This is a genomic window from Porifericola rhodea, from assembly GCF_030506305.1.
Lineage (GTDB): Bacteria > Bacteroidota > Bacteroidia > Cytophagales > Cyclobacteriaceae > Catalinimonas > Catalinimonas rhodea.
The window spans coordinates 3151680-3174682 of record NZ_CP119421.1 but is presented as its reverse complement, the minus strand read 5'-3'; the positions used below and the strand labels follow the sequence as shown (position 1 = coordinate 3174682).

Annotated in this window: 12 protein-coding genes; 3 read left to right on the top strand and 9 right to left on the bottom strand. The window is 43.8% G+C overall.

Translation table 11 applies throughout. The annotated features are described in order from the left end of the window. Positions 1-64: 64 nt before the first annotated feature. Positions 65-967 (top strand): alkaline phosphatase family protein, encoded by a 903-nt coding sequence (locus tag PZB74_RS12975; protein WP_302236653.1) that lies wholly within the window; start codon positions 65-67, stop codon positions 965-967. Between the two features lie 70 nt (positions 968-1037). Then, entirely contained in the window at positions 1038-2168 is a 1131-nt protein-coding gene (locus tag PZB74_RS12970; protein ID WP_302236651.1) for a TIGR03364 family FAD-dependent oxidoreductase, read from the top strand. A gap of 58 nt (positions 2169-2226) precedes the next feature. On the opposite strand, the gene PZB74_RS12965 is transcribed toward PZB74_RS12970, so the two are convergent. The 9 genes from PZB74_RS12965 to pyrG all read right to left on the bottom strand — a co-directional run bounded on the left by PZB74_RS12965 (position 2227) and on the right by pyrG (position 11204). Next, on the bottom strand, positions 2227-3027 hold the full coding sequence (locus tag PZB74_RS12965) for a M48 family metalloprotease (RefSeq protein ID WP_302236650.1): 801 nt from the start codon (positions 3025-3027) through the stop codon (positions 2227-2229). Positions 3028-3062: 35 nt separating this feature from the next. After that, on the bottom strand, positions 3063-3557 hold the full coding sequence (locus PZB74_RS12960; protein ID WP_302236649.1) for a DUF6702 family protein: 495 nt from the start codon (positions 3555-3557) through the stop codon (positions 3063-3065). A 226-nt stretch (positions 3558-3783) separates the two neighbouring features. Next, positions 3784-4725 (bottom strand): bifunctional riboflavin kinase/FAD synthetase, encoded by a 942-nt coding sequence (locus PZB74_RS12955; RefSeq protein ID WP_302236646.1) that lies wholly within the window; start codon positions 4723-4725, stop codon positions 3784-3786. 74 nt (positions 4726-4799) lie between these two features. Continuing rightward, a complete protein-coding gene (gene truB, locus PZB74_RS12950; RefSeq protein ID WP_302236644.1) occupies positions 4800-5513 on the bottom strand; it encodes a tRNA pseudouridine(55) synthase TruB in 714 nt (237 codons plus the stop codon). An 8-nt stretch (positions 5514-5521) separates the two neighbouring features. Continuing rightward, the gene (locus tag PZB74_RS12945) at positions 5522-6316 is read right to left on the bottom strand and encodes an undecaprenyl-diphosphate phosphatase (protein ID WP_302236642.1); all 795 of its coding nucleotides are present in this window, start codon (positions 6314-6316) and stop codon (positions 5522-5524) included. Between the two features lie 36 nt (positions 6317-6352). Further along, complete coding sequence (locus PZB74_RS12940; RefSeq protein ID WP_302236639.1) at positions 6353-6559, bottom strand: DUF3098 domain-containing protein; 207 nt, start codon at positions 6557-6559, stop codon at positions 6353-6355. A gap of 61 nt (positions 6560-6620) precedes the next feature. Continuing rightward, a complete protein-coding gene (locus PZB74_RS12935; protein ID WP_302236637.1) occupies positions 6621-7520 on the bottom strand; it encodes a cell division protein FtsX in 900 nt (299 codons plus the stop codon). A gap of 34 nt (positions 7521-7554) precedes the next feature. Next, the gene (gene yidC, locus PZB74_RS12930) at positions 7555-9420 is read right to left on the bottom strand and encodes a membrane protein insertase YidC (RefSeq protein WP_302236635.1); all 1866 of its coding nucleotides are present in this window, start codon (positions 9418-9420) and stop codon (positions 7555-7557) included. A 155-nt stretch (positions 9421-9575) separates the two neighbouring features. Then, a complete protein-coding gene (gene pyrG, locus PZB74_RS12925) occupies positions 9576-11204 on the bottom strand; it encodes a CTP synthase (protein ID WP_302236632.1) in 1629 nt (542 codons plus the stop codon). Between the two features lie 538 nt (positions 11205-11742). On the opposite strand from pyrG, the gene PZB74_RS12920 reads away from it, so the two are divergent. Beyond that, a complete protein-coding gene (locus PZB74_RS12920; protein ID WP_302236630.1) occupies positions 11743-23001 on the top strand; it encodes an Ig-like domain-containing protein in 11259 nt (3752 codons plus the stop codon). Positions 23002-23003 lie beyond the last annotated feature (2 nt).

Below are 23003 nucleotides of genomic sequence, written 5' to 3'. Positions count from 1 at the left end.
CTAAAGCTATAAACAGCTTTCAAATGATTATTTATTAATTTAAGACCTTAAACCTAGCCTTATTATGCGAACTATCTTTATCAGTATTTTAATCATTTTTTTACTATCATTCAACATTTCAGGCCAGATGCTACCCGGAGTGGAGCACGTAGTACTTATAGGAATAGATGGCCTTAGCACCGAAGGAATTCGGCAGGCAGATACGCCTACATTTGACTCTCTAATGCAACATGGCTCTTACTCCATGCAGGCTCAGGCAGTATTACCTTCCAGCAGCGGTCCTAATTGGGGCTCTATGATACTTGGAGCCTCACCCGAAGAGCATGGTATTTATAATAACGACTGGCGCCCTAAAGACATAGGAGAGCAGGTTCTTTGCGATGAAAAGCCCGGCACTATGTGGCCCAGTGTATTCCGAATTGTAAGAGAACAATATCAGGAAGCAGACCTGGCCTGTTTTCATGACTGGAGCACTATTGGCCGCCTTATAGAGCCAGGTGTACTAACTATGCTGGCTGATACCAAAGGAGAGCAGCGTACAGCACTGGCTGCAACTGATTACCTCTATCAATATGAGCCCGAACTTATGTTCATCCACCTTGACCATGTGGACCATGCCGGGCATACACATCAGTGGGGCTCTGCCAAATATCTGCATGCTGTAGAAGAAGCAGATGCACTAGTAAGCACAATACTGGATGGCCTGAGAAGAAAGGGTATACTGGAAAAGTCACTTATCATCATCACATCTGATCACGGAGGCATAAACCATAGCCATGGCGGTAAAACCGAAGAAGAAACAAGCATTCCGTGGTTGATCAACGGTCCATCTGTAAAGTCAAGTTACCAGATCAGCGACGACATTATGACCTATGATACCGCGGCTACAATTGCTTTTATATTTGGTGTACAACAACCTTCCTGCTGGATAGGGCGTCCGGTAATGAGCGTATTTAGCGATCAGTAGTTAGCAGACAATAACGCTTGAACAAGTACTTTTCAGAATTTTTCACTTTAATACACAACACAATAATATAATGCAGAAAGAATTTGATGTAGCTGTAGTAGGTGCCGGTATAGTGGGACTGGCCGTAGCGCTGGCAGCAGCACGTACTGGCAAAAAAGTAGTGGTGTTTGAAAGAAATAGCCGGGCTATAGGCGCTTCTATCCGCAACTTTGGACTGATCTGGCCCATAGGGCAGCAGCCCGGCCCCTGCCTGGATAGAGCACTCCGTAGCCGTGAAATATGGAAGGAGGTAAGTGCTGAAGCCAATATTTGGCTCAAACAAAATGGATCTCTTCATCTGGCCTACCATCAGGATGAGCTGGCGGTGCTGGAAGAGTTTATGCAACAGACCCAAAATACTGCCTACGAATGTCAGCTGCTAAGTGCCGAGGAGGTAGCAGCCAGAAGCCCAGGCGTAAAAACTCAGGGCCTGCTAGCGGGTCTGTGGAGTGCTACTGAAATGACTGTAGACCCCAGAGAAGCTATACGTAAACTCCCTGAATACCTTAGTCAAAAGTATGGGGTAAGTTTTTATTTTGATACTGCTATCAATGCAATTGATCAGCATACCTTAAGTGCTAACCAAAAAAGCTTTAGCGCTAAAAAGATATATGTGTGTAGCGGTAGCGACTTTGAAACGCTTTATCCCGAAGTTTTCGCTGAAACTAAGATTACCAAATGTAAACTTCAGATGATGCGTACGGCTACTCAGCCCCAAGGCTGGGATTTGGGCCCTACCCTCTGCGGAGGCCTTACCCTTAGACATTATGCAGCATTTCAGAGCTGCCCCTCCCTATCTGCCCTTAGCCAACGCTATGACGAAGAGAATCCTGCTTTTGCCCAATGGCATATTCACGTGATGATGTCGCAAAATGGCTTGGGAGAGTTAGTCATTGGCGACTCGCACGAATATGGTAAAACACTGGAGCCCTTTGATAAGGAGGAGATCAATCAGCACATCCTCAATTACCTCCATACTTTTGCGCAGGCTCCTAGCCTGGAGATTGCCGAACGCTGGCACGGCATCTATCCTAAGCTGCCTGGCAAAACTGAACTGATTGCCCACCCTACTGAAGTGGTAACCATCGTAAATGCGCTAAGCGGCGCAGGCATGAGCTTATCTTTTGGACTGGGTGAAGAGGTAGTAGCAGCAACGCTGTAGCCTGAAACAGAGAAAGGATAGCCCCTGAGCTATCCTTTCTCTGTTTCATGTCATCTTTTTAGGGCAGCATTGCCTTAAAGTCTTGATAAGAGGCTGGGTTCAGAGGCTTAGTATCACAACCTATTTCTTCTGCTTTTTTTGTAATATCTTCTACCCTATTGTCCGGATTAGGGTGAGTACTTAAAAATTCAGGTGTCCCTCCGGTTTGATCTTCATCAATCAGTTTTTGGAAAAAAGAACGAGCCGCCGCACAATTGTATTTAGTGCTTGCCAGATATTCCACAGATTCATCGTCTGCTTCCGACTCAAAATCACGGCTAAACTTTAAAATAGCAGCATTGGCTAAAAGGTCAGCTGCTATCTGTTCTACCTGGCTTGCATTTCCTGTCAGTATACTTAATACTGCTTGTAAGCCATATGCTTTCTGTATGTTTCTTCTTGTATGCCCAAGATCCGCATGCGCAATTTCGTGGCCAAGTACGCCTGCCAGATCATCTTCCGTATCCAGATATTTAATCAGGCCGGTATATACGTATACAAAGCCACCAGGCGCCGCAAATGCATTGAGCACATCATCATCATGAATAATTTTGATCTGCCAGGGAAACTCGTCACGGTAGGCTACCTCTCCAGAGTTCAAAATCTCCAGAAACAGGTCTTCCATATAGTCGTATGCTTCTGGGTACTCCGTCTCGTCCAATACAGGGTACTCAGCAGGATTATTATTAATTTCCTGACTTACCTGTTGCCCAATCTGTATCTCCTCATCAATAGAAATAAGACGTATGTTATCATTTTTATCGCAGGCTCCCAGCAATACTGCCAGAACCAGCATCATTACAGTAATTTGCTTTTTCATAAATTCTAAAAAGTTAAAAGAATCAACACTTGTCTCTAGAAAGAGACGCTATCCAATAAGCGATTCCCTGCAAGTTTCATGCTCTTTGTAACACCATTGGTATTGGCGTGAACAATATTTATCTGGTCGTCAAAAATTTCGGTTAGCAGAGAGTTACTGACACTCAGGCTATTTAGTTCTTCTACATCTTTTACTTCAAAATAGCACCACATTGCCAAATCTTCCATTTCCTTACCCAGATAGCTTGCTTTCGCTACTTTGCCGTTCACTTTAAGCTCAATATGCTTGCGCAGGTATTGCTCTATTTGCTGGTCTAGTTGCTGTGGATTGTCTGGGTTTAGCACATCTACGAAGGGTGCTCCCTCTTTTCTAAACTGTTTGTTGTTAAGTGCTTCTTCCAGATCGTCGGCGAAAATTTTAAGTGTAATTTGCAGACTATTTTCATCAGCAGCGTGGTGTACGCTCATCACACTAACATGGAAGGGATGGAAGCTAAGCAACAAGCTGGCGAATACATGTATTAATACCATAGGTTAACTCAAGTTACTGGAGCTGGTGCCTCAGATAGTTTTTATAATTTGCGGCAATATAAGGACAACAAAGCTATAGCCATCTTATAAACGGTAAAAGTCCATAAATCGTCCCCACTTACAAATGTCTATACATCTTGTACTTGTTTAGGCAAAGAAGAAAGATATAAGCAAAGAGACAGAGTGGATGTTTTTTAATATTATTTTTGATCTCTACTCCTTCTTTTTAAAGCCAGGGATGAGATGCCAGAATTTTAATAGCATCTTCACGATCTACAAACAGTTGAGCCTTAAGTAGCTCCACATTTTCGTATTTCATATCACTGCGGATCTGTCCTACAAAATCTACAGTAAGCATTTCTCCGTAGATTTCATGGTCAAAATTAAAGATATTGACTTCTATATTTCGCTGCATACCATTGATGGTAGGGCGGGTGCCTATGTACATCATGCCATCATAGCGCTTCTGCTGCCACTGCACACGGCAGGCAAAAATTCCGTCTTTAGGAATCAGTTTGTACTGTTCAGGTATTTTCAGGTTGGCAGTAGGAAAGCCCCAGCTACGGCCCAGTTGATCACCTTTTACCACTTCTCCTTTAATCTGGTAGGGTCTTCCGAGGTATTCATTTGCTGTAAAAATATCTCCTTCTTCCAGAGCGTAGCGAATTTTAGTTGAGCTGACGCCTACATGGTCTACATCTTGCCGAGGTATTTCTTCTACCTGAAAACCGTACTTATCGGCATTCTGACTCAGGTACTCAAAGCTACCTTCACGGTTTTTGCCAAAGCGATGATCATAACCAATAACCAGATGCCGGGTTCCGATCTTATCTACCAGCACCTTACGAATAAACTCATCCGAACTCAGCTGTGAAAATTCTTTAGTAAATGGCACCCTTACCACATGGTCTATACCTAGCTCTTCAAATATCCTGACTTTCTCTTCAAAGGTAGACAGTAATCTGAGGGAGTTATTATCTGGCTTTAGCACCAGACGAGGATGAGGCCAGAAGGTAACTACTACCGTTTCTCCTCCCTTTTGCCGGGCTATTTCTATAAGTCGTTTGAGTATCTTTTTATGCCCTATGTGTACGCCATCAAAAGTACCGCTGGTAACTACGGCTGATCGGGGCTGCTCAAATGAACTGCTTCCATCGTGTACTTTCATAAATCAGGGCATTATAAATATCGTGGTGTAGATATAAGTAAGTGGAAGTGTGTATTGTTGAAAAAAAAGCTGCTTCATGGGGTATCAGTGTCTTGTTTGATCAGGGATACAAAATCCTGAATCTGATAGGCATCTTTTACGTGAAAATTGCCATTACGGGTGCGGCGCAGTCGTGAAAGATAGGCGCCTACATGAAGCGCTTTACCAAAATCCCGTACAATACTGCGTATGTAGGTGCCTTTGGAACATACGATCCTGAAGTCTATTTCTGGCAACGCAATGCGGCTAAGCTCAAATGTAGCTATTGTAACTTCTCTCTCCTTAATTGCTACCTCTTTGCCTTTGCGAGCCTTTTTGTAGAGGCGCTCCCCTCCTACTTTTACAGCCGAGTACATAGGAGGCACCTGCTTTATTTCGCCTATAAATTGCTGGCGAACACCCTCAATAGCCTCTTCCGTTACGTTTTCTATAGAAGTTTCACTGTCAAAGTCAGTTTCCAGATCTATAGAAGGGGTAGTCTTACCCAGCACAAACGTACCTTCGTATTCTTTTTCCTGAGCCTGAAACTGCTCTATCTGCTTGGTCATTTTACCGGTACAGAGAATGAGCAGCCCGCTAGCCAGTGGGTCCAGCGTGCCGGCATGTCCTATCTTCTTTATTTTAATCTGATAGCGGAGCTTATTCACTACATCAAAGGAAGTCCATTCCAGGGGTTTGTCTATTAAAATGACTTCCCCCTTCTGAAAGTCATAGTCTTCCTGATTAAATAAGGAATAAGGTGCTGTCATGCTTTTTTTTAAGTCAGTGCCGTAATGATGGCAATAATGCCCACAATAAAACAATAGATGGAGAAGTAAATGAGCTTCCCTTTCTTTACGATTGAGATCATCCACTGGCAAGCCAATAGCCCGGAAGTAAATGCCGCAATGAAACCAAGGAAAAGAGCCATACCTGATATACCACTTCCCAGAGAGGGTTGTTCAATAAAATCTTTCACTTCTAATAGTGAGGCTCCTATGATAGGCAGCAGCACCATCAGAAAAGAGAAACGGGCTGCGCGTTCTTTCTCTACTCCAATGAGCAAAGATGTAGCAATGGTAGCTCCTGAACGTGAAATACCGGGAAGAATAGCGATAGCCTGTGCCATACCAATAATGAACGCCTTGGGGTAAGTTACTTTTCCACCCTGCTTTTTGGCGTAATAAGTCATGGCAAGTAAAGTAGCTGTGAGCAGTAACATAAAGCCTACCAGCAAAACATCTCCGCCAAAGAAAGCCTCAATCTGGTCTTTGTAGAACACTCCTATTAGCCCTACAGGTACCATAGAAAGTAGTAGCTTGGAGATATAAATAACCTCGTCGTTCCACTTGAATTTAAACAGCCCCATAAACAGCTGGGCAATATCTTTACGGAATACTACGATAGTACTAAGCGCGGTAGCGCTGTGTACCACAACTGAAAAAAGCAGGTTGTCTTTGCTCTGTACTCCTAAAAGCACGGTACCCAGCTCAATATGACCGCTACTGCTTACAGGCAAAAATTCAGTTAGCCCCTGAACGATCCCTAAAATGATGGCTTCAATGATAGACATAGTAAAGTTTTATCTTTTTGCTTTGCTTAGCAAAGATCATTCAGGTTTAGAAAGTATAGCAAAGAATTCTACAATAAAACCTATCATTACTGTGATAGGACCAATTGTGATTCCCAGAAGGCCAAAACCGTACTCTTCACCATCCAGAGACATAAGGGTAAAGCCTAATATTAATATACCGATACCAACGAGCATCAGTATGTAGTTTTTCTTACCAAAAGGAAGCTGATTTTTATCTGCCATATTGTTTTTAGTATGATGGTTTCAGGTATTGAGGGCTTATTTATTTAGAGAAAATTATCTATCAGTAAAGTTCGTCCAGCGACATCTTCAGGTATTTGCGTATGGCCCGATAAGTACTCATAAAGCCAATAAAGCCACCTGCTACCAGTAATGCGCCCATTAGAATAAGGATATTTGCAGGCTCCTGAAGCTTCTCTATATCTTTAATCTGCTGGTTGACATACTGTAGCACAAACAATAGAAGTACCGAGGCCAGTATCCCCCCTATTATGCCATGAAAAAAGGAGCGTCTTAAAAAAGGGCGTTGGATAAAACCTGAAGTAGCGCCAACCAGCTGCATACTCCTGATCAGGAAGCGCTGAGAAAACAGGGCCAGACGAATGGTATTGTTTATCAGTACAGCTACTATGATTACCAGAAGCACAGCAAAGCCAAGGAGTACCAGGCTTACCTTCGTCAGGTTTTCATTGATAGAACGTATCAGGTTCTCTACATAGGTAACTTCAAATACACCACTCATACGCTCAATATCCAGTTTTACTTTTGCCAGTTCGTCGGTGGTCTGGTATTCGGTGTTGATATTGATCACGTAAGCATCGCGCAGCGGATTTTCGCCTAAAAACTGGGTAAAATCCTCTCCGGTATCTTCAATAAACTCTTTGGCAGCCTCTTCTTTAGAAATAAAGCTAATCTGCGGCTGGTCTTCTACTACCGCTACATACGCTTTGCTGGCTAGTGTCTTCTGTATCTGAATTTTATCGTTTTCTGAAATGGTGCGGTTCAAAAATACCTGCATGCTTACATTTTCCCGTATCATGCGGGTAAGGCTGTTGGCATGTAATATCAGTAAACCAAAAAGGCCAATCACAAAAAGGGCCAGCGTAATACTAAAGACTACGCTGACATAAGGATAGCTCCCCAGCTTTTTCTTCTTTTTATGCTTGACGTCTTTTACTTCCATATCGTTTTTTCAGTGAAACGAAAGTCAGTGCTGATTATTTACCTCCGCGATTATTTTTGTTACCGCCTCGGTTGTTAGGTTTGCGAGTTTCTTCACTGGCTTTCATGGCCTCTTCCAGGCGCTGCTGAAATTTAGACTTCTTCTTATTCTTGTTTCTCTTCTTGTTCTCCTCCAGAATCTTCCGAATCTTATCGTCATCAACAAACTTACGAATGATTGCCTGCTGACCAAAGGTAACAATGTTAGAAACAAAATAGTAGAAGCTAAGCGCGGCAGGGAAAGAGTTAAGCACAAACATAAAGATCAGCGGCAGAAAATACTGCATATTCTTCATGGGCCCCTGTACGGTACTGGCTTGATTGTTTGACCAGGTGTACAAAATTGTAGAAGCAGTCATCAGCAACACGAATAAACTCACATGATCTCCGTAGAAAGGAATAGTAAAAGGAAGATCAAGTATGGAATCGTAAGTTGAGAGGTCATCTGCCCACAAAAATGGCTCCTGACGTAGCTCAATAGCGTTTGGAAAATAGTTGAACATCGCCAGTAATATAGGCATCTGTAACAATACCGGCACACAACCGCTTAGCGGATTTACTCCCACCTTCTGGTAAAGCTGCATCTGCTCCTGCTGTGCTTTGGTCATATCATCTCCGTACTTTTCCTTGATCTCGTCTAGCTCCGGCTTCAGCACTTTAATCTTGGCCATGGAGATGTACGACTTATAAGAAAGCGGGAATAGTAAGGTCTTGATAACCAGCACCAGAATAATAATAATAACTCCGTAGTTGCTGATAAACTGCTCCAGCCAATGGAACATATATGAAATCGGATATTTACTGATCCACTTCACTACCGGCCAGCCAAAATCAATATTTTCCTCAAAATCGGGAGCCACTTTTGTCATTACCTGTTGGTCATTAGGCCCCAGGTAGTAGCTATAGCTTAATACGCCATTGTTAAGGTCTTCAATATTCATCCCTACAGCCATACTCATGCTTTTTACCAGCGTGGTATTTTCTTCTGCGGGGCTATCTACTTTAAGGTTGGCCTGAGCGAAAGACTCATCGGCTATAATGGCGGTACTGAAGAAGCGCTGCTTCATAGCTACCCATTTCAAAGGCTCCTCTATCGTTTCTTCTTCGGCATCATCGCCCATAAGGGATGAAAGCTGCTCAAAACTACCGTCAGCGGTATAGTAGTTGAGGGCACTCCTGCGGCGACTCTCTTCCATATTCTGTTCCAGAGGGCGAAGCTGGTTACTCCACAGAAACTGAATATTGCTACTACTTAAGGCACCGCTGGCATTACGTAGCTCTAAGCGATAACCTACTTTGTATCCATTGCCGGGCACGCTATATACTTGCCTGATCTCACTACCCCCATCCAGGCGAGCGCTTAGCACTACTTCGGTAGTATCACCTTCGCTTACGCTAAAGCTGGTATTTTCTGCCTGATAAAACAGATTGTAGAGGTCTAGCTCACCACGCTGGGTATTAGCAAGCAGGCTAAAGTTGCTGCTTTCGTCGTCTAAAAGTACGAGTTGCTGACCTTCACCATCGTTGTAGTTTTTGAGTTCAACCCGGGCTACAGCTCCGCCTTTGGTGTTCAGCGTCAGGATTAAATCATCACTTTCTACAGTTACCTCCTGAGCCTTGCCGCTTGCTGCCGGAGCAAACACTCCGTACTGCTGGCGGTTGCGTTCAAGCTGTAGGGAATCGTCCTCTGAGGAAGATCCGCTATTATCCAATGCTGTTTGTGCCTGAGCAGGACTGCTAACAGACTGTTCCGTTGTTTGCTCTTTAGCAGCCGGTGGTACTGGTTCCGGGGCAAAAAACTGGAAGTATATGATGAGTAACAAGCCTGAAAGCAACAAGCCTATTGCCTGGTTTCTATCCATAATATTTATAATTCTCTGGTAAGAATAGATACAATTTTACGCGCCTTAAAATTTCAAGACCGCAATATTAAAGGATATTCACGGAATAATGAATATCGTACTACGATTTATAAAAAAGACTGGCGCATACTCTTTTAGTCTGCGCCAGCTTCAATTTATTTCATTTCTTCTAATAACATTTTATGCTCACGTGCCGCTTTTACGAAGCGTACAAAGAGAGGGTGAGGGCTTAATACCGTACTTTTAAGCTCCGGATGGTACTGAGTACCCACATACCAAGGATGATCTTTAAGCTCAATCACTTCTACCAGCTTGGAGTCAGGGTTAATTCCGCTGGCAATCATTCCTGCTTTTTCAAACTGCTCCAGGTATTTGTTATTATACTCATATCTATGGCGGTGGCGTTCCTGTATACTCTTTTTGCCATAGGCCTGATATACCGCGCTACCACGCTTAAGGTCGCAGGCATAACTTCCCAGACGCATGGTTCCCCCTTTGTTGACGATGTTTTTCTGATCTTCCATCAGTGCGATAACCGGATGCGACGTATTTTCATCCATTTCGGTTGAGTTGGCATCTTTAAGCCCCAGTACATTACGAGCAAACTCTATTACAGCACACTGCATGCCCAGGCAAATACCAAAGAAAGGAATTTTGTTTTCGCGCGCATAGCGTGCGGTTACCAGCTTACCGGGTATTCCACGCTCACCAAAGCCAGGAGCTACTAAAATGCCCTGCAAGTTTTTAAGTACGTCTTCCTTATTATCTTCTGTAATTGTTTCGGAAGATATCCACTTTACTCTCACCTTGCACTCATTCTCTGCACCGGCATGTACAAAAGCTTCGGCGATAGATTTATAAGCATCAGGCAGCTCTACATACTTACCAATGATACCAATATTAACCTCGCTTACCGGATTTTTAAACCTGCCCAGAAACTCTTTCCACTGGTCTATATCCGGCTCTTTTTTATGAGATAGCTTAAGTTTACTAAGTACACGCTCATCCAGCTTCTCTTTGCGCATCAGTAGCGGCACATCGTAAATTGTGTCTGCATCAACTGCTTCTATAACCGAGTTGATATTTACGTTGCAGAACAGCGCTATTTTCTTTCTGATATCCATAGGGATATGCTGCTCCGCACGGCAGACCAATATATCTGGCTGTACTCCTGCCTCTGATAATCGCTGTACTGAATGCTGTGTAGGTTTGGTTTTTAGCTCTTTTGCGGCTTCCAGGTAGGGTACCAGCGTCAGGTGAATAACCAGAAAGTTACTACCTCCCAGTTCCCAGCGAGCCTGACGTACTGCCTCTATAAAAGGCAAGGATTCTATATCACCTACACAACCACCTATCTCGGTAATTACAATATCGTAATCCCCCGTCTCCCCCAGGCGAAAGAAATTAGCTTTAATTTCGTCGGTGATGTGGGGGATTACCTGTACGGTTTTGCCCAGGTATGCACCCTCTCGCTCTTTAGTAATGACATTATGATAGATACGGCCGGTAGTAACATTATTACCCTGCGAGGTACGAACATTAAGAAAACGCTCGTAATGCCCCAGATCCAGGTCTGTCTCTGCCCCATCGTCAGTAACATAGCATTCGCCATGCTCATAGGGGTTCATAGTGCCCGGATCTATGTTAATATAAGGATCAAATTTTTGAATGGTAACTCTGAAACCTCTCGCCTGCAGCAGTTTCCCCAGCGATGCAGAGATAATTCCTTTTCCCAATGAAGATGTAACGCCTCCCGTTACGAAGATATACTTTACTGAACCCATAAGATGTTGCCTCCCATTATTCTGATTTGGACATTAGCAAATATTATGGGGCACAAAGTTACGGGAATAAACCAGATTATTAAGGATTACTTAGGATTAAAGTCAAGTAAAATTCAAATCGCTGATAATCATCAGTATTCAAATATTAGCTATAGATTTTTTAATCAGTAGTAGCGTATACAGGAAAAGGTATACTATTATTTTTATATAAAACTTACATTAAATACTTTTAAGAAATTTTAGCGCACGATCTGCTTCATTTTTTGAATTATTCTGTAAGAAGCATAACATATTATCTATCAAAATTTCATTTTTTAGGGTATTTTCTATATATTTTTTATAACAATGAGCTTCGTCCTCGTATTTTTTATCTGAGGAGTTTAATCTGCCAGCTGTACCTAATCATCAGTTTATAAAGATTTTTTAGAAATATTCCTGTTTTTGTTTTATATTTGAAAATGTAATATTATTTATTTTTTTTATAATTTTATTAATAAGTAATATTCACTCACGCACTGAACATTAAATGACATACAAGATGTTAAGGCCTGCTTTCACTATTTACCTATTACTACTACTGCCTATACTGGCAGCGGGCAAAGCTTTTAGTACAGTAAATTTTACTTTTCCTTACTACAAAGCTATTGCGATAAGTAATTTGAGACTAGAAGGAAATTCAGTAGACGAGAATGAGCCTGTAGAAACGGAAGTAGGCATTCTATCTTCAGAGGATGGTGAAGCAGAATATACACTGGAGGGTACTAATGTTCCTTCTAAAGTGGTAGATAATAAATTGTTGACTACTGAGGTACTCAATTTTGAAAAGCAAACGGCTTACAACATTACTATTAATGCCAGAGATGTAGCTACTGATGAAACTATATCTGAATCATTTACTATAAATATCCAAGATGTAAATGATGCTCCCTTTATAACCGGGGCAAAATCTTTTACAACGAAAGAAGAAGAACCTGTAACAATCAGACTGGAAGATCTAAGTGTAGAGGATGAAGACAATAATTATCCTGATGATTTTACATTAACTATTTTAGAAGGCGAAAATTATGAGGTAGATGGCAATACAGTTACGCCTGATGATGATTTTGAAGAAGGTGTTTTGAGTGTCGAAGTCTACGTGGACGACGGCGAAGCTAAGAGTAACAATTTTTTTGTACAAATTGTAGTTAGTGAAGAGGAAGAAGAGAACATTAAGCCTGTTGCCAATGCTGGCGATGATATCACACTCTCTGATCAAGATAGAAATGGTACAGAAAGTGTAAGTCTGGATGCCTCTCAGTCTAGTGACCCTGACGGACAGATCGTTGACTATCAATGGAGCTGGAACGGAGGAAGTGCCAATGGCGAACAGCTTGAGGTGGACTTCGGAATCGGCCAATATGAAGTCACCCTGACTGTCACTGATGATGAGCAGGCTACTGATCAAGATACGCTGATAGTCTCTGTGGAAGAAGCTGAAGCTGTCGCCCCTACCTTTACGCTCTCGCAAAACCAGCTTCAGCTGGAGGAAGACTTTGAAGAGAAAGTAAAAGTCACCCTCAACCCTGAGGACAATACTCCTAAAGCAACTTATGCTTTAGACCACAGTCTGGACTTTGCTTCCCTTAGCATTAATGCCAATAATGGTGACATCACTATTGAAGCTAAAACTGATGCCTTTGGCGGACCACAAGACGTATCCGTTATTGCCACCGATATAGAGGACAGCCAAAACCAGGCACAGCAAACCTTCTCCCTGCTAGTAAGTCCGGTCAATGATGCACCTACTGTTGCCAAAACCCTGGATGATATCAAGGCTAATGAAAACGATGAGGATATTACTATCAACATCAGCGGGGTCTTCAGCGATGTAGATGATGAAACCCTGGAGCTCTCAGCTTCCAGCGATAACACAAATCTTGCACAGCCCAGCATTCAAGCTGAGCAACTCACTATCAGCCTGACTCCTGAGCAGTTTGGCAAAGCAACAATCACTCTTACCGCCACAGACAGCAATAATGAGTCCGCTGCTACCAGCTTTCAACTTGATGTATTGGAAGAGGAAGAAGAGAATATGGCACCTATTGCCAATGCTGGTGATGATATCACACTCTCTGATCAAGATAGAAATGGTACAGAAAGTGTAAGTCTGGATGCCTCTCAGTCTAGTGACCCTGACGGACAGATCGTTGACTATCAATGGAGCTGGAACGGAGGAAGTGCCAATGGCGAACAGCTTGAGGTGGACTTCGGAATCGGCCAATATGAAGTCACCCTGACTGTCACTGATGATGAGCAGGCTACTGATCAAGATACGCTGATAGTCTCTGTGGAAGAAGCTGAAGCTGTCGCCCCTACCTTTACGCTCTCGCAAAACCAGCTTCAGCTGGAGGAAGACTTTGAAGAGAAAGTAAAAGTCACCCTCAACCCTGAGGACAATACTCCTAAAGCAACTTATGCTTTAGACCACAGTCTGGACTTTGCTTCCCTTAGCATTAATGCCAATAATGGTGACATCACTATTGAAGCTAAAACTGATGCCTTTGGCGGACCACAAGACGTATCCGTTATTGCCACCGATATAGAGGACAGCCAAAACCAGGCACAGCAAACCTTCTCCCTGCTAGTAAGTCCGGTCAATGATGCACCTACTGTTGCCAAAACCCTGGATGATATCAAGGCTAATGAAAACGATGAGGATATTACTATCAACATCAGCGGGGTCTTCAGCGATGTAGATGATGAAACCCTGGAGCTCTCAGCTTCCAGCGATAACACAAATCTTGCACAGCCCAGCATTCAAGCTGAGCAACTCACTATCAGCCTGACTCCTGAGCAGTTTGGCAAAGCAACAATCACTCTTACCGCCACAGACAGCAATAATGAGTCCGCTGCTACCAGCTTTCAACTTGATGTATTGGAAGAGGAAGAAGAGAATATGGCACCTATTGCCAATGCTGGTGATGATATCACACTCTCTGATCAAGATAGAAATGGTACAGAAAGTGTAAGTCTGGATGCCTCTCAGTCTAGTGACCCTGACGGACAGATCGTTGACTATCAATGGAGCTGGAACGGAGGAAGTGCCAATGGCGAACAGCTTGAGGTGGACTTCGGAATCGGCCAATATGAAGTCACCCTGACTGTCACTGATGATGAGCAGGCTACTGATCAAGATACGCTGATAGTCTCTGTGGAAGAAGCTGAAGCTGTCGCCCCTACCTTTACGCTCTCGCAAAACCAGCTTCAGCTGGAGGAAGACTTTGAAGAGAAAGTAAAAGTCACCCTCAACCCTGAGGACAATACTCCTAAAGCAACTTATGCTTTAGACCACAGTCTGGACTTTGCTTCCCTTAGCATTAATGCCAATAATGGTGACATCACTATTGAAGCTAAAACTGATGCCTTTGGCGGACCACAAGACGTATCCGTTATTGCCACCGATATAGAGGACAGCCAAAACCAGGCACAGCAAACCTTCTCCCTGCTAGTAAGTCCGGTCAATGATGCACCTACTGTTGCCAAAACCCTGGATGATATCAAGGCTAATGAAAACGATGAGGATATTACTATCAACATCAGCGGGGTCTTCAGCGATGTAGATGATGAAACCCTGGAGCTCTCAGCTTCCAGCGATAACACAAATCTTGCACAGCCCAGCATTCAAGCTGAGCAACTCACTATCAGCCTGACTCCTGAGCAGTTTGGCAAAGCAACAATCACTCTTACCGCCACAGACAGCAATAATGAGTCCGCTGCTACCAGCTTTCAACTTGATGTATTGGAAGAGGAAGAAGAGAATATGGCACCTATTGCCAATGCTGGTGATGATATCACACTCTCTGATCAAGATAGAAATGGTACAGAAAGTGTAAGTCTGGATGCCTCTCAGTCTAGTGACCCTGACGGACAGATCGTTGACTATCAATGGAGCTGGAACGGAGGAAGTGCCAATGGCGAACAGCTTGAGGTGGACTTCGGAATCGGCCAATATGAAGTCACCCTGACTGTCACTGATGATGAGCAGGCTACTGATCAAGATACGCTGATAGTCTCTGTGGAAGAAGCTGAAGCTGTCGCCCCTACCTTTACGCTCTCGCAAAACCAGCTTCAGCTGGAGGAAGACTTTGAAGAGAAAGTAAAAGTCACCCTCAACCCTGAGGACAATACTCCTAAAGCAACTTATGCTTTAGACCACAGTCTGGACTTTGCTTCCCTTAGCATTAATGCCAATAATGGTGACATCACTATTGAAGCTAAAACTGATGCCTTTGGCGGACCACAAGACGTATCCGTTATTGCCACCGATATAGAGGACAGCCAAAACCAGGCACAGCAAACCTTCTCCCTGCTAGTAAGTCCGGTCAATGATGCACCTACTGTTGCCAAAACCCTGGATGATATTAAGGCTAATGAAAACGATGAGGATATTACTATCAACATCAGCGGGGTCTTCAGCGATGTAGATGATGAAACCCTGGAGCTCTCAGCTTCCAGCGATAACACAAATCTTGCACAGCCCAGCATTCAAGCTGAGCAACTCACTATCAGCCTGACTCCTGAGCAGTTTGGCAAAGCAACAATCACTCTTACCGCCACTGACAGCAATAATGAGTCCGCTGCTACCAGCTTTCAACTTGATGTACTGGAAGAGGAAGAGGAGAACATGGAACCTGTTGCCAATGCTGGCGATGACATCACACTCTCTGATCAAGATAGAAATGGTACAGAAAGTGTAAGTCTGGATGCCTCTCAGTCTAGTGACCCTGACGGACAGATCGTTGGCTATCAATGGAGTTGGAACGGAGGAAGTGCCAATGGCGAACAGCTTGAGGTGGACTTCGGAATCGGCCAATATGAAGTCACCCTGACTGTCACTGATGATGAGCAGGCTACTGATCAAGATACGCTGATAGTCTCTGTGGAAGAAGCTGAAGCTGTCGCCCCTACCTTTACGCTCTCGCAAAACCAGCTTCAGCTGGAGGAAGACTTTGAAGAGAAAGTAAAAGTCACCCTCAACCCTGAGGACAATACTCCTAAAGCAACTTATGCTTTAGACCACAGTCTGGACTTTGCTTCCCTTAGCATTAATGCCAATAATGGTGACATCACTATTGAAGCTAAAACTGATGCCTTTGGCGGACCACAAGACGTATCCGTTATTGCCACCGATATAGAGGACAGCCAAAACCAGGCACAGCAAACCTTCTCCCTGCTAGTAAGTCCGGTCAATGATGCACCTACTGTTGCCAAAACCCTGGATGATATTAAGGCTAATGAAAACGATGAGGATATTACTATCAACATCAGCGGGGTCTTCAGCGATGTAGATGATGAAACCCTGGAGCTCTCAGCTTCCAGCGATAACACAAATCTTGCACAGCCCAGCATTCAAGCTGAGCAACTCACTATCAGCCTGACTCCTGAGCAGTTTGGCAAAGCAACAATCACTCTTACCGCCACTGATAGTGAGAATGAGTCCGCTGCTACCAGCTTTCAACTTGATGTACTGGAAGAAGAGGATAAGACACCATTTTTTTCTTTAGTACAAGAAATATTTGAATTGGAAGAAGACTTTACCGGAGAGTTTAAAATTGAAGTTCAGCCTGAAGATGAAGAACTGGAAGTAACATACGCGATATCTCCTGCTTCTAGTCCTGACTTTGCTACACTAACTGCAAACAATGAGGAAGGTATATATTTGTTTACGTCTCAAAAAGATAAAAATGGAGAACAGAAATTTAGTATTACTGCTACAAACGATCAGAAGGAACATACAGAAGATTTCACTTTTCGCGTAACTCCAGTTAATGATGCTCCAAGCTTCAATCTATCTCAACAGAGTATCTATGTAGAGCTGGCCGCAGGTAAACAAAACTTCAACAATTTTGCACAGGACATTGCTCCTGCCCCTTCAACAGCTACGGATGAAAAAGACCAAATCATGGCTTTCAATCTGGATGTAGAAGATCCTGAGCTTTTTACTGAACTACCAGAACTCAGTACTGAGGGCACACTGAGTTTTACTCCTAGTGATGAAAAAAGTGGAACTACAAAAGTAGAAGTAACGCTAACAGATAATATTAACCTGGCTCCATCTACACAGGCCAGCACCACATCTTCGTTTAGTATTCAGGTTAACGAAAAGCTTAATGATGCGCCTGTAGCGCAGAATGTGAACACTAGCACGGATGAAGATACTCCTGTCAGCATCACGCTCTCTGCTTCGGACCCTGACAATGACCCGATCACTTTCGCTATCCTCACTACTCCTTCCAACGGTACACTCAGTGCTGTCAATGGAAATCAGGTAGAATATACTCCTAACAACAACTTCAGCGGTAGCGACTCTTTTACCTTCAAAGCTAATGACGGAACTGCGGACTCTGAAGTCGCTTCTGTAACTATCACTGTCAACAATAGCAATGATGCGCCTGTAGCACAGAATGTGAACACTAGCACGGATGAAGACACCCCTGTCAGCATCACGCTCTCTGCTTCGGACCCTGACAATGACCTGATCACTTTCGCTATCCTCACTACTCCTTCCAACGGTACACTCAGTGTTGTCAATGGAAATCAGGTAGAATATACTCCTAACAACAACTTCAGCGGTAGCGACTCTTTTACCTTCAAAGCTAATGACGGAACTGCGGACTCTGAAGTCGCTTCTGTAACTATCACTGTCAACAATAGCAATGATGCGCCTGTAGCACAGAATGTGAACACTAGCACGGATGAAGACACCCCTGTCAGCATCACGCTCTCTGCTTCGGACCCTGACAATGACCCGATCACTTTCGCTATCCTCACTACTCCTTCCAACGGTACACTCAGTGCTGTCAATGGAAATCAGGTAGAATATACTCCTAACAACAACTTCAGCGGTAGCGACTCTTTTACCTTCAAAGCTAATGACGGAACTGCGGACTCTGAAGTCGCTTCTGTAACTATCACTGTCAACAATAGCAATGATGCGCCTGTAGCACAGAATGTGAACACTAGCACGGATGAAGACACCCCTGTCAGCATCACGCTCTCTGCTTCGGACCCTGACAATGACCTGATCACTTTCGCTATCCTCACTACTCCTTCCAACGGTACACTCAGTGTTGTCAATGGAAATCAGGTAGAATATACTCCTAACAACAACTTCAGCGGTAGCGACTCTTTTACCTTCAAAGCTAATGACGGAACTGCGGACTCTGAAGTCGCTTCTGTAACTATCACTGTCAACAATAGCAATGATGCGCCTGTAGCACAGAATGTGAACACTAGCACGGATGAAGACACCCCTGTCAGCATCACGCTCTCTGCTTCGGACCCTGACAATGACCCGATCACTTTCGCTATCCTCACTACTCCTTCCAACGGTACACTCAGTGCTGTCAATGGAAATCAGGTAGAATATACTCCTAACAACAACTTCAGCGGTAGCGACTCTTTTACCTTCAAAGCTAATGACGGAACTGCGGACTCTGAAGTCGCTTCTGTAACTATCACTGTCAACAATAGCAATGATGCGCCTGTAGCACAGAATGTGAACACTAGCACGGATGAAGACACCCCTGTCAGCATCACGCTCTCTGCTTCGGACCCTGACAATGACCCGATCACTTTCGCTATCCTCACTACTCCTTCCAACGGTACACTCAGTGTTGTCAATGGAAATCAGGTAGAATATACTCCTAACAACAACTTCAGCGGTAGCGACTCTTTTACCTTCAAAGCTAATGACGGAACTGCGGACTCTGAAGTCGCTTCTGTAACTATCACTGTCAACAATAGCAATGATGCGCCTGTAGCACAGAATGTGAACACTAGCACGGATGAAGACACCCCTGTCAGCATCACGCTCTCTGCTTCGGACCCTGACAATGACCTGATCACTTTCGCTATCCTCACTACTCCTTCCAACGGTACACTCAGTGCTGTCAATGGAAATCAGGTAGAATATACTCCTAACAACAACTTCAGCGGTAGCGACTCTTTTACCTTCAAAGCTAATGACGGAACTGCGGACTCTGAAGTCGCTTCTGTAACTATCACTGTCAACAATAGCAATGATGCGCCTGTAGCACAGAATGTGAACACTAGCACGGATGAAGATACTCCTGTCAGCATCACGCTCTCTGCTTCGGACCCTGACAATGACCCGATCACTTTCGCTATCCTCACTACTCCTTCCAACGGTACACTCAGTGTTGTCAATGGAAATCAGGTAGAATATACTCCTAACAACAACTTCAGCGGTAGCGACTCTTTTACCTTCAAAGCTAATGACGGAACTGCGGACTCTGAAGTCGCTTCTGTGACGATTGAAATAATCTCTGTCAACGATGTACCGGTAGCTACAGCAATTCCTGAAGAAGAGGTAGATGAAGATATAGGCTCGTTTGAGGTAGATTTATCGCCTTATTTCTCTGATGTAGAAGATGAGGGGTTAACATTAAGCATAAGCTCTAATAGCAATGCGGCTTTAATACAGCCTGTGTTGAACGGCAATAGCTTGCAGCTTACAGTATCTCCTAACACCAACGGTAACCAGCCTGCTACGGCAAATATTGGTATAAGCGCAACCGATAGCGATGGGGCCAATGTACTTAATGCACTACTCATAACTGTAAACCCAGTAAATGACAAACCTCAACTCATTGTAAGAGAAAGCGGCATTACAGGTACGGAAGATATTCCAATAGACCTTACCACACTACTGAGCACCGAAAGTGATGCCATCACTGTAATAGATCCTGATAATGATTTTCCTGAAGATTTCTTTATTGAGGCAAATGACGAAAGCGAAGACAACAATTATACGTTGGAAGATGACAGAACTTTGGTAGTACCCGCAGAAAATTTTGATGGAGACTTATTTGTACCTATCCGTGTTAACGACGGACAGCTTTATAGTGAGTACCAGGTTTTACGCATACGCCTGAATGAGGTGAATGACGAGCCAGAGATTGCATTTTCAGTAGTTGAGAACAATAGCGCCATACAATTTAACCGGAACGATCCACCTGTCAATATTACTCAGTCGTTTACCATTAACGATATTGACGATATTAATATGAGTTCGGCAAGTATCGCTTTTGTGCAGAGCGCCCCGCTATTTTATTCTGCCTCTGAAGACGAGCTGCTATTTAACAATCAGAATGGTATCAGCGGTAGCTGGAATGCACAAAGTGGAGTACTTACGCTTAGTGGCAATGCTAATGTGTTAGATTACATTAATGCGGTACGCTCCGTCAGGTATAGCAACAAATCGTCGGACCCTACCCCGCTACCTCGTCAGCTCAGCTTTCAGGTTAACGATGGCAGCGACTGGAGCAACATAGATTACAGATTCATTCAGGTAGAAAACTCTAACCTTCCGCCTGAGCTTACTGACTTTAGCAAACAGGTGCCCGAAGATGAAGTGCTCAATCTGAGTAGTGCTGATTTCAGCGCCAACTATGCCGATGACAGAGACGCATTTGACAATAAAATTTACATTACCGGACTACCCAAAAAAGGTAGCCTTTCCGTAAATAACAAAACACTTTCGGATAACGATCTGGATCCCTCGCAAGGAGGTTTTCAGATAGACTTTGCCGGTAACCCTAGCTTTCGCTATGTACCAAACGCTAACTACAATGGTACAGACGCCTTCTTCTGGACGGCATTGGATAGTGAAACCCAGCCCGGTAAAATCTCAAATATCGCTAAAGTAACTATCAATATTCTACCGGTAGGAGATGCTCCTGCCATCAACGCACCCTCTTCTATCACGGCTAGCGAAGATGCTATATTCCGCTTTGCTGAGACCAGAAGCATCACTATAGAAGACGCAGATAATGAAACAGATACACTTACAGTGAGCCTGAACGTGAGTGAAGGCCTTCTTACTTTCGTTAATGAGGGAGTACTGGCTTCTATCGTGTTTCTGGAGGGTAGCAGTAAAAATGCCAGCACCATGACTTTTAAAGGAGTAGAAGCCGATCTTAATAATGCCCTGACCAGCTTACAATACAGTGGTCCTCTGGACTTTAGCGGTAACGATAAATTACTAATCAAGGCTATTGACCCTCAGTCTAATGAAGCGAATGCAGAAGTAAACATCATCATTAATGCTGTAAATGATTTGCCCCTGCTCAGCAATATGGAGACTGATACCCTTACCTATGTGGAAAATAACGAAGCTGTTCAGCTAAGTAACTCAGTCACTATAGAAGATCTGGAAAATGACAATATTGTAGCTGCTACCATTACTATTTCTGAAAACTTTGCCGAGAACGAAGATCAGCTCAGCTTTACTACCACCCCTGGTATTACCGGCAGAAGAAGTGCCAACCGATTGATTCTTACCGGAAATGCGTCTATTGAAGTTTATGAGACTGTACTCAGAAGTGTGCGCTATCAGAACGTAAGCGAAACACCTACGCTTGGCCTGCGAAAAATTAATTTTCAGGTTACTGATGAAGGAAACGGGTCTAGCAATACCCTTAGTCGCTATGTGAATATAGAAGCGGCAGACGACCCTATTATACTGGCTGGGCTGGAAACTCAAGCCATTATATACCGCCCAGGAGACGCTGCTACTAACCTTAGCGAGAACCTTACCATAACCGATGCAGACAATGACAGCCTTACTGCTGCCATAGTTCGCTTTGCGGAAGGGGCTTACTTACCAATGGAAGACAGCCTGATGTTTGAGTCAGAAGATTTTGACGTAAGCTGGAACGAAGGTAGCGGCCTCCTTACCCTTTCGGGGGGCAATACGCTGGAAGCCTATCAGGTAGCAATCCGTAGTATACAATACATCAATACCAGTTCTACACCAAATGGCGGAAGCCGACAAATTGAGTTCACAGTGTATAGAAATGAGTCGGAAAGCAACACTTTAAGAAGAGAACTTACCATACAGGTAAACACCCCTCCTGTAGTTAACGATTTCAATATAAAGCTGCTGAAAAACAGCAATTACGCTTTCAGCCAAAATGATTTCTCAAATCAATACAACGATCCTGATAATTTTCCTGAAAACCTTACCTTTGTAAGGTTAAGTATCAGTAAGTTACCTGTCAACGGCCTGCTTTACCTAAAGGGTGAGGTGCTGACACAGGAGATGTTAAATACTGAAGAAGCAATCGTATTGAGTCCGGAAGACATAGAAAGTTTAAGCTACCAGCCGGCAGAAGACTATGTAGGTGAAGATAGCTTAAGCTGGAACGCGTATGACGGAGAAGACTATGCTACGGACGCTGCCTCATTGCTTATAGAGGTGACTGATCTTAGTGTAAATGCCGGGCCTGATGTTGAAACTTGTCAGGGCGATGCTATATCACTGAGTGTAGAGGTAAGCGGAGGAAGTGGTAACTATAGCTTCTCCTGGACATGTGATCAGGAAGACTGTAATATAGACAATAGCGATGCTGCTGAAGTGAGTGTATCTCCAGACAGAACAACTACCTACTTTGTAAGTGTGAGTGATGAAAATGGAGTAACCTTTAATAGTGATACCATTATGGTGAGTACTGTAGAATGCTACGGTCTGCCGCTCAATATCCCAACGGCCTTCACCCCGAACGGTGATGGAGCCAACGATACCTGGGACATCACAAACATAGACACTTACAATAGTCAGGTGGTAGAAGTATATGACCGTTATGGCAAACAGGTGTTCTTCTCAGAAGGCTACACGCAAGCCTGGGATGGAGCTACCAGCGGTCAACTTTTACCTGCGGGTACTTACTATTACTATATCAAACTTAATAACGGTGAGCAGACTCATCGTGGTTCTGTAAGTATTCTTAAGTAAGA

Excerpts from the sequence above, each read along its gene's own strand:
- yidC (WP_302236635.1), bottom strand. The coding sequence starts at position 9,420 with ATGGATAGAAACCAGGCAATAGGCTTGTTGCTTTCAGGCTTGTTACTC.
- PZB74_RS12975 (WP_302236653.1), top strand. The coding sequence starts at position 65 with ATGCGAACTATCTTTATCAGTATTTTAATCATTTTTTTACTATCATTC.
- PZB74_RS12920 (WP_302236630.1), top strand. The coding sequence starts at position 11,743 with ATGTTAAGGCCTGCTTTCACTATTTACCTATTACTACTACTGCCTATA.
- PZB74_RS12960 (WP_302236649.1), bottom strand. The coding sequence starts at position 3,557 with ATGGTATTAATACATGTATTCGCCAGCTTGTTGCTTAGCTTCCATCCC.
- PZB74_RS12955 (WP_302236646.1), bottom strand. The coding sequence starts at position 4,725 with ATGAAAGTACACGATGGAAGCAGTTCATTTGAGCAGCCCCGATCAGCC.
- PZB74_RS12940 (WP_302236639.1), bottom strand. The coding sequence starts at position 6,559 with ATGGCAGATAAAAATCAGCTTCCTTTTGGTAAGAAAAACTACATACTG.
- PZB74_RS12970 (WP_302236651.1), top strand. The coding sequence starts at position 1,038 with ATGCAGAAAGAATTTGATGTAGCTGTAGTAGGTGCCGGTATAGTGGGA.
- PZB74_RS12935 (WP_302236637.1), bottom strand. The coding sequence starts at position 7,520 with ATGGAAGTAAAAGACGTCAAGCATAAAAAGAAGAAAAAGCTGGGGAGC.
- pyrG (WP_302236632.1), bottom strand. The coding sequence starts at position 11,204 with ATGGGTTCAGTAAAGTATATCTTCGTAACGGGAGGCGTTACATCTTCA.
- PZB74_RS12945 (WP_302236642.1), bottom strand. The coding sequence starts at position 6,316 with ATGTCTATCATTGAAGCCATCATTTTAGGGATCGTTCAGGGGCTAACT.
- truB (WP_302236644.1), bottom strand. The coding sequence starts at position 5,513 with ATGACAGCACCTTATTCCTTATTTAATCAGGAAGACTATGACTTTCAG.
- PZB74_RS12965 (WP_302236650.1), bottom strand. The coding sequence starts at position 3,027 with ATGAAAAAGCAAATTACTGTAATGATGCTGGTTCTGGCAGTATTGCTG.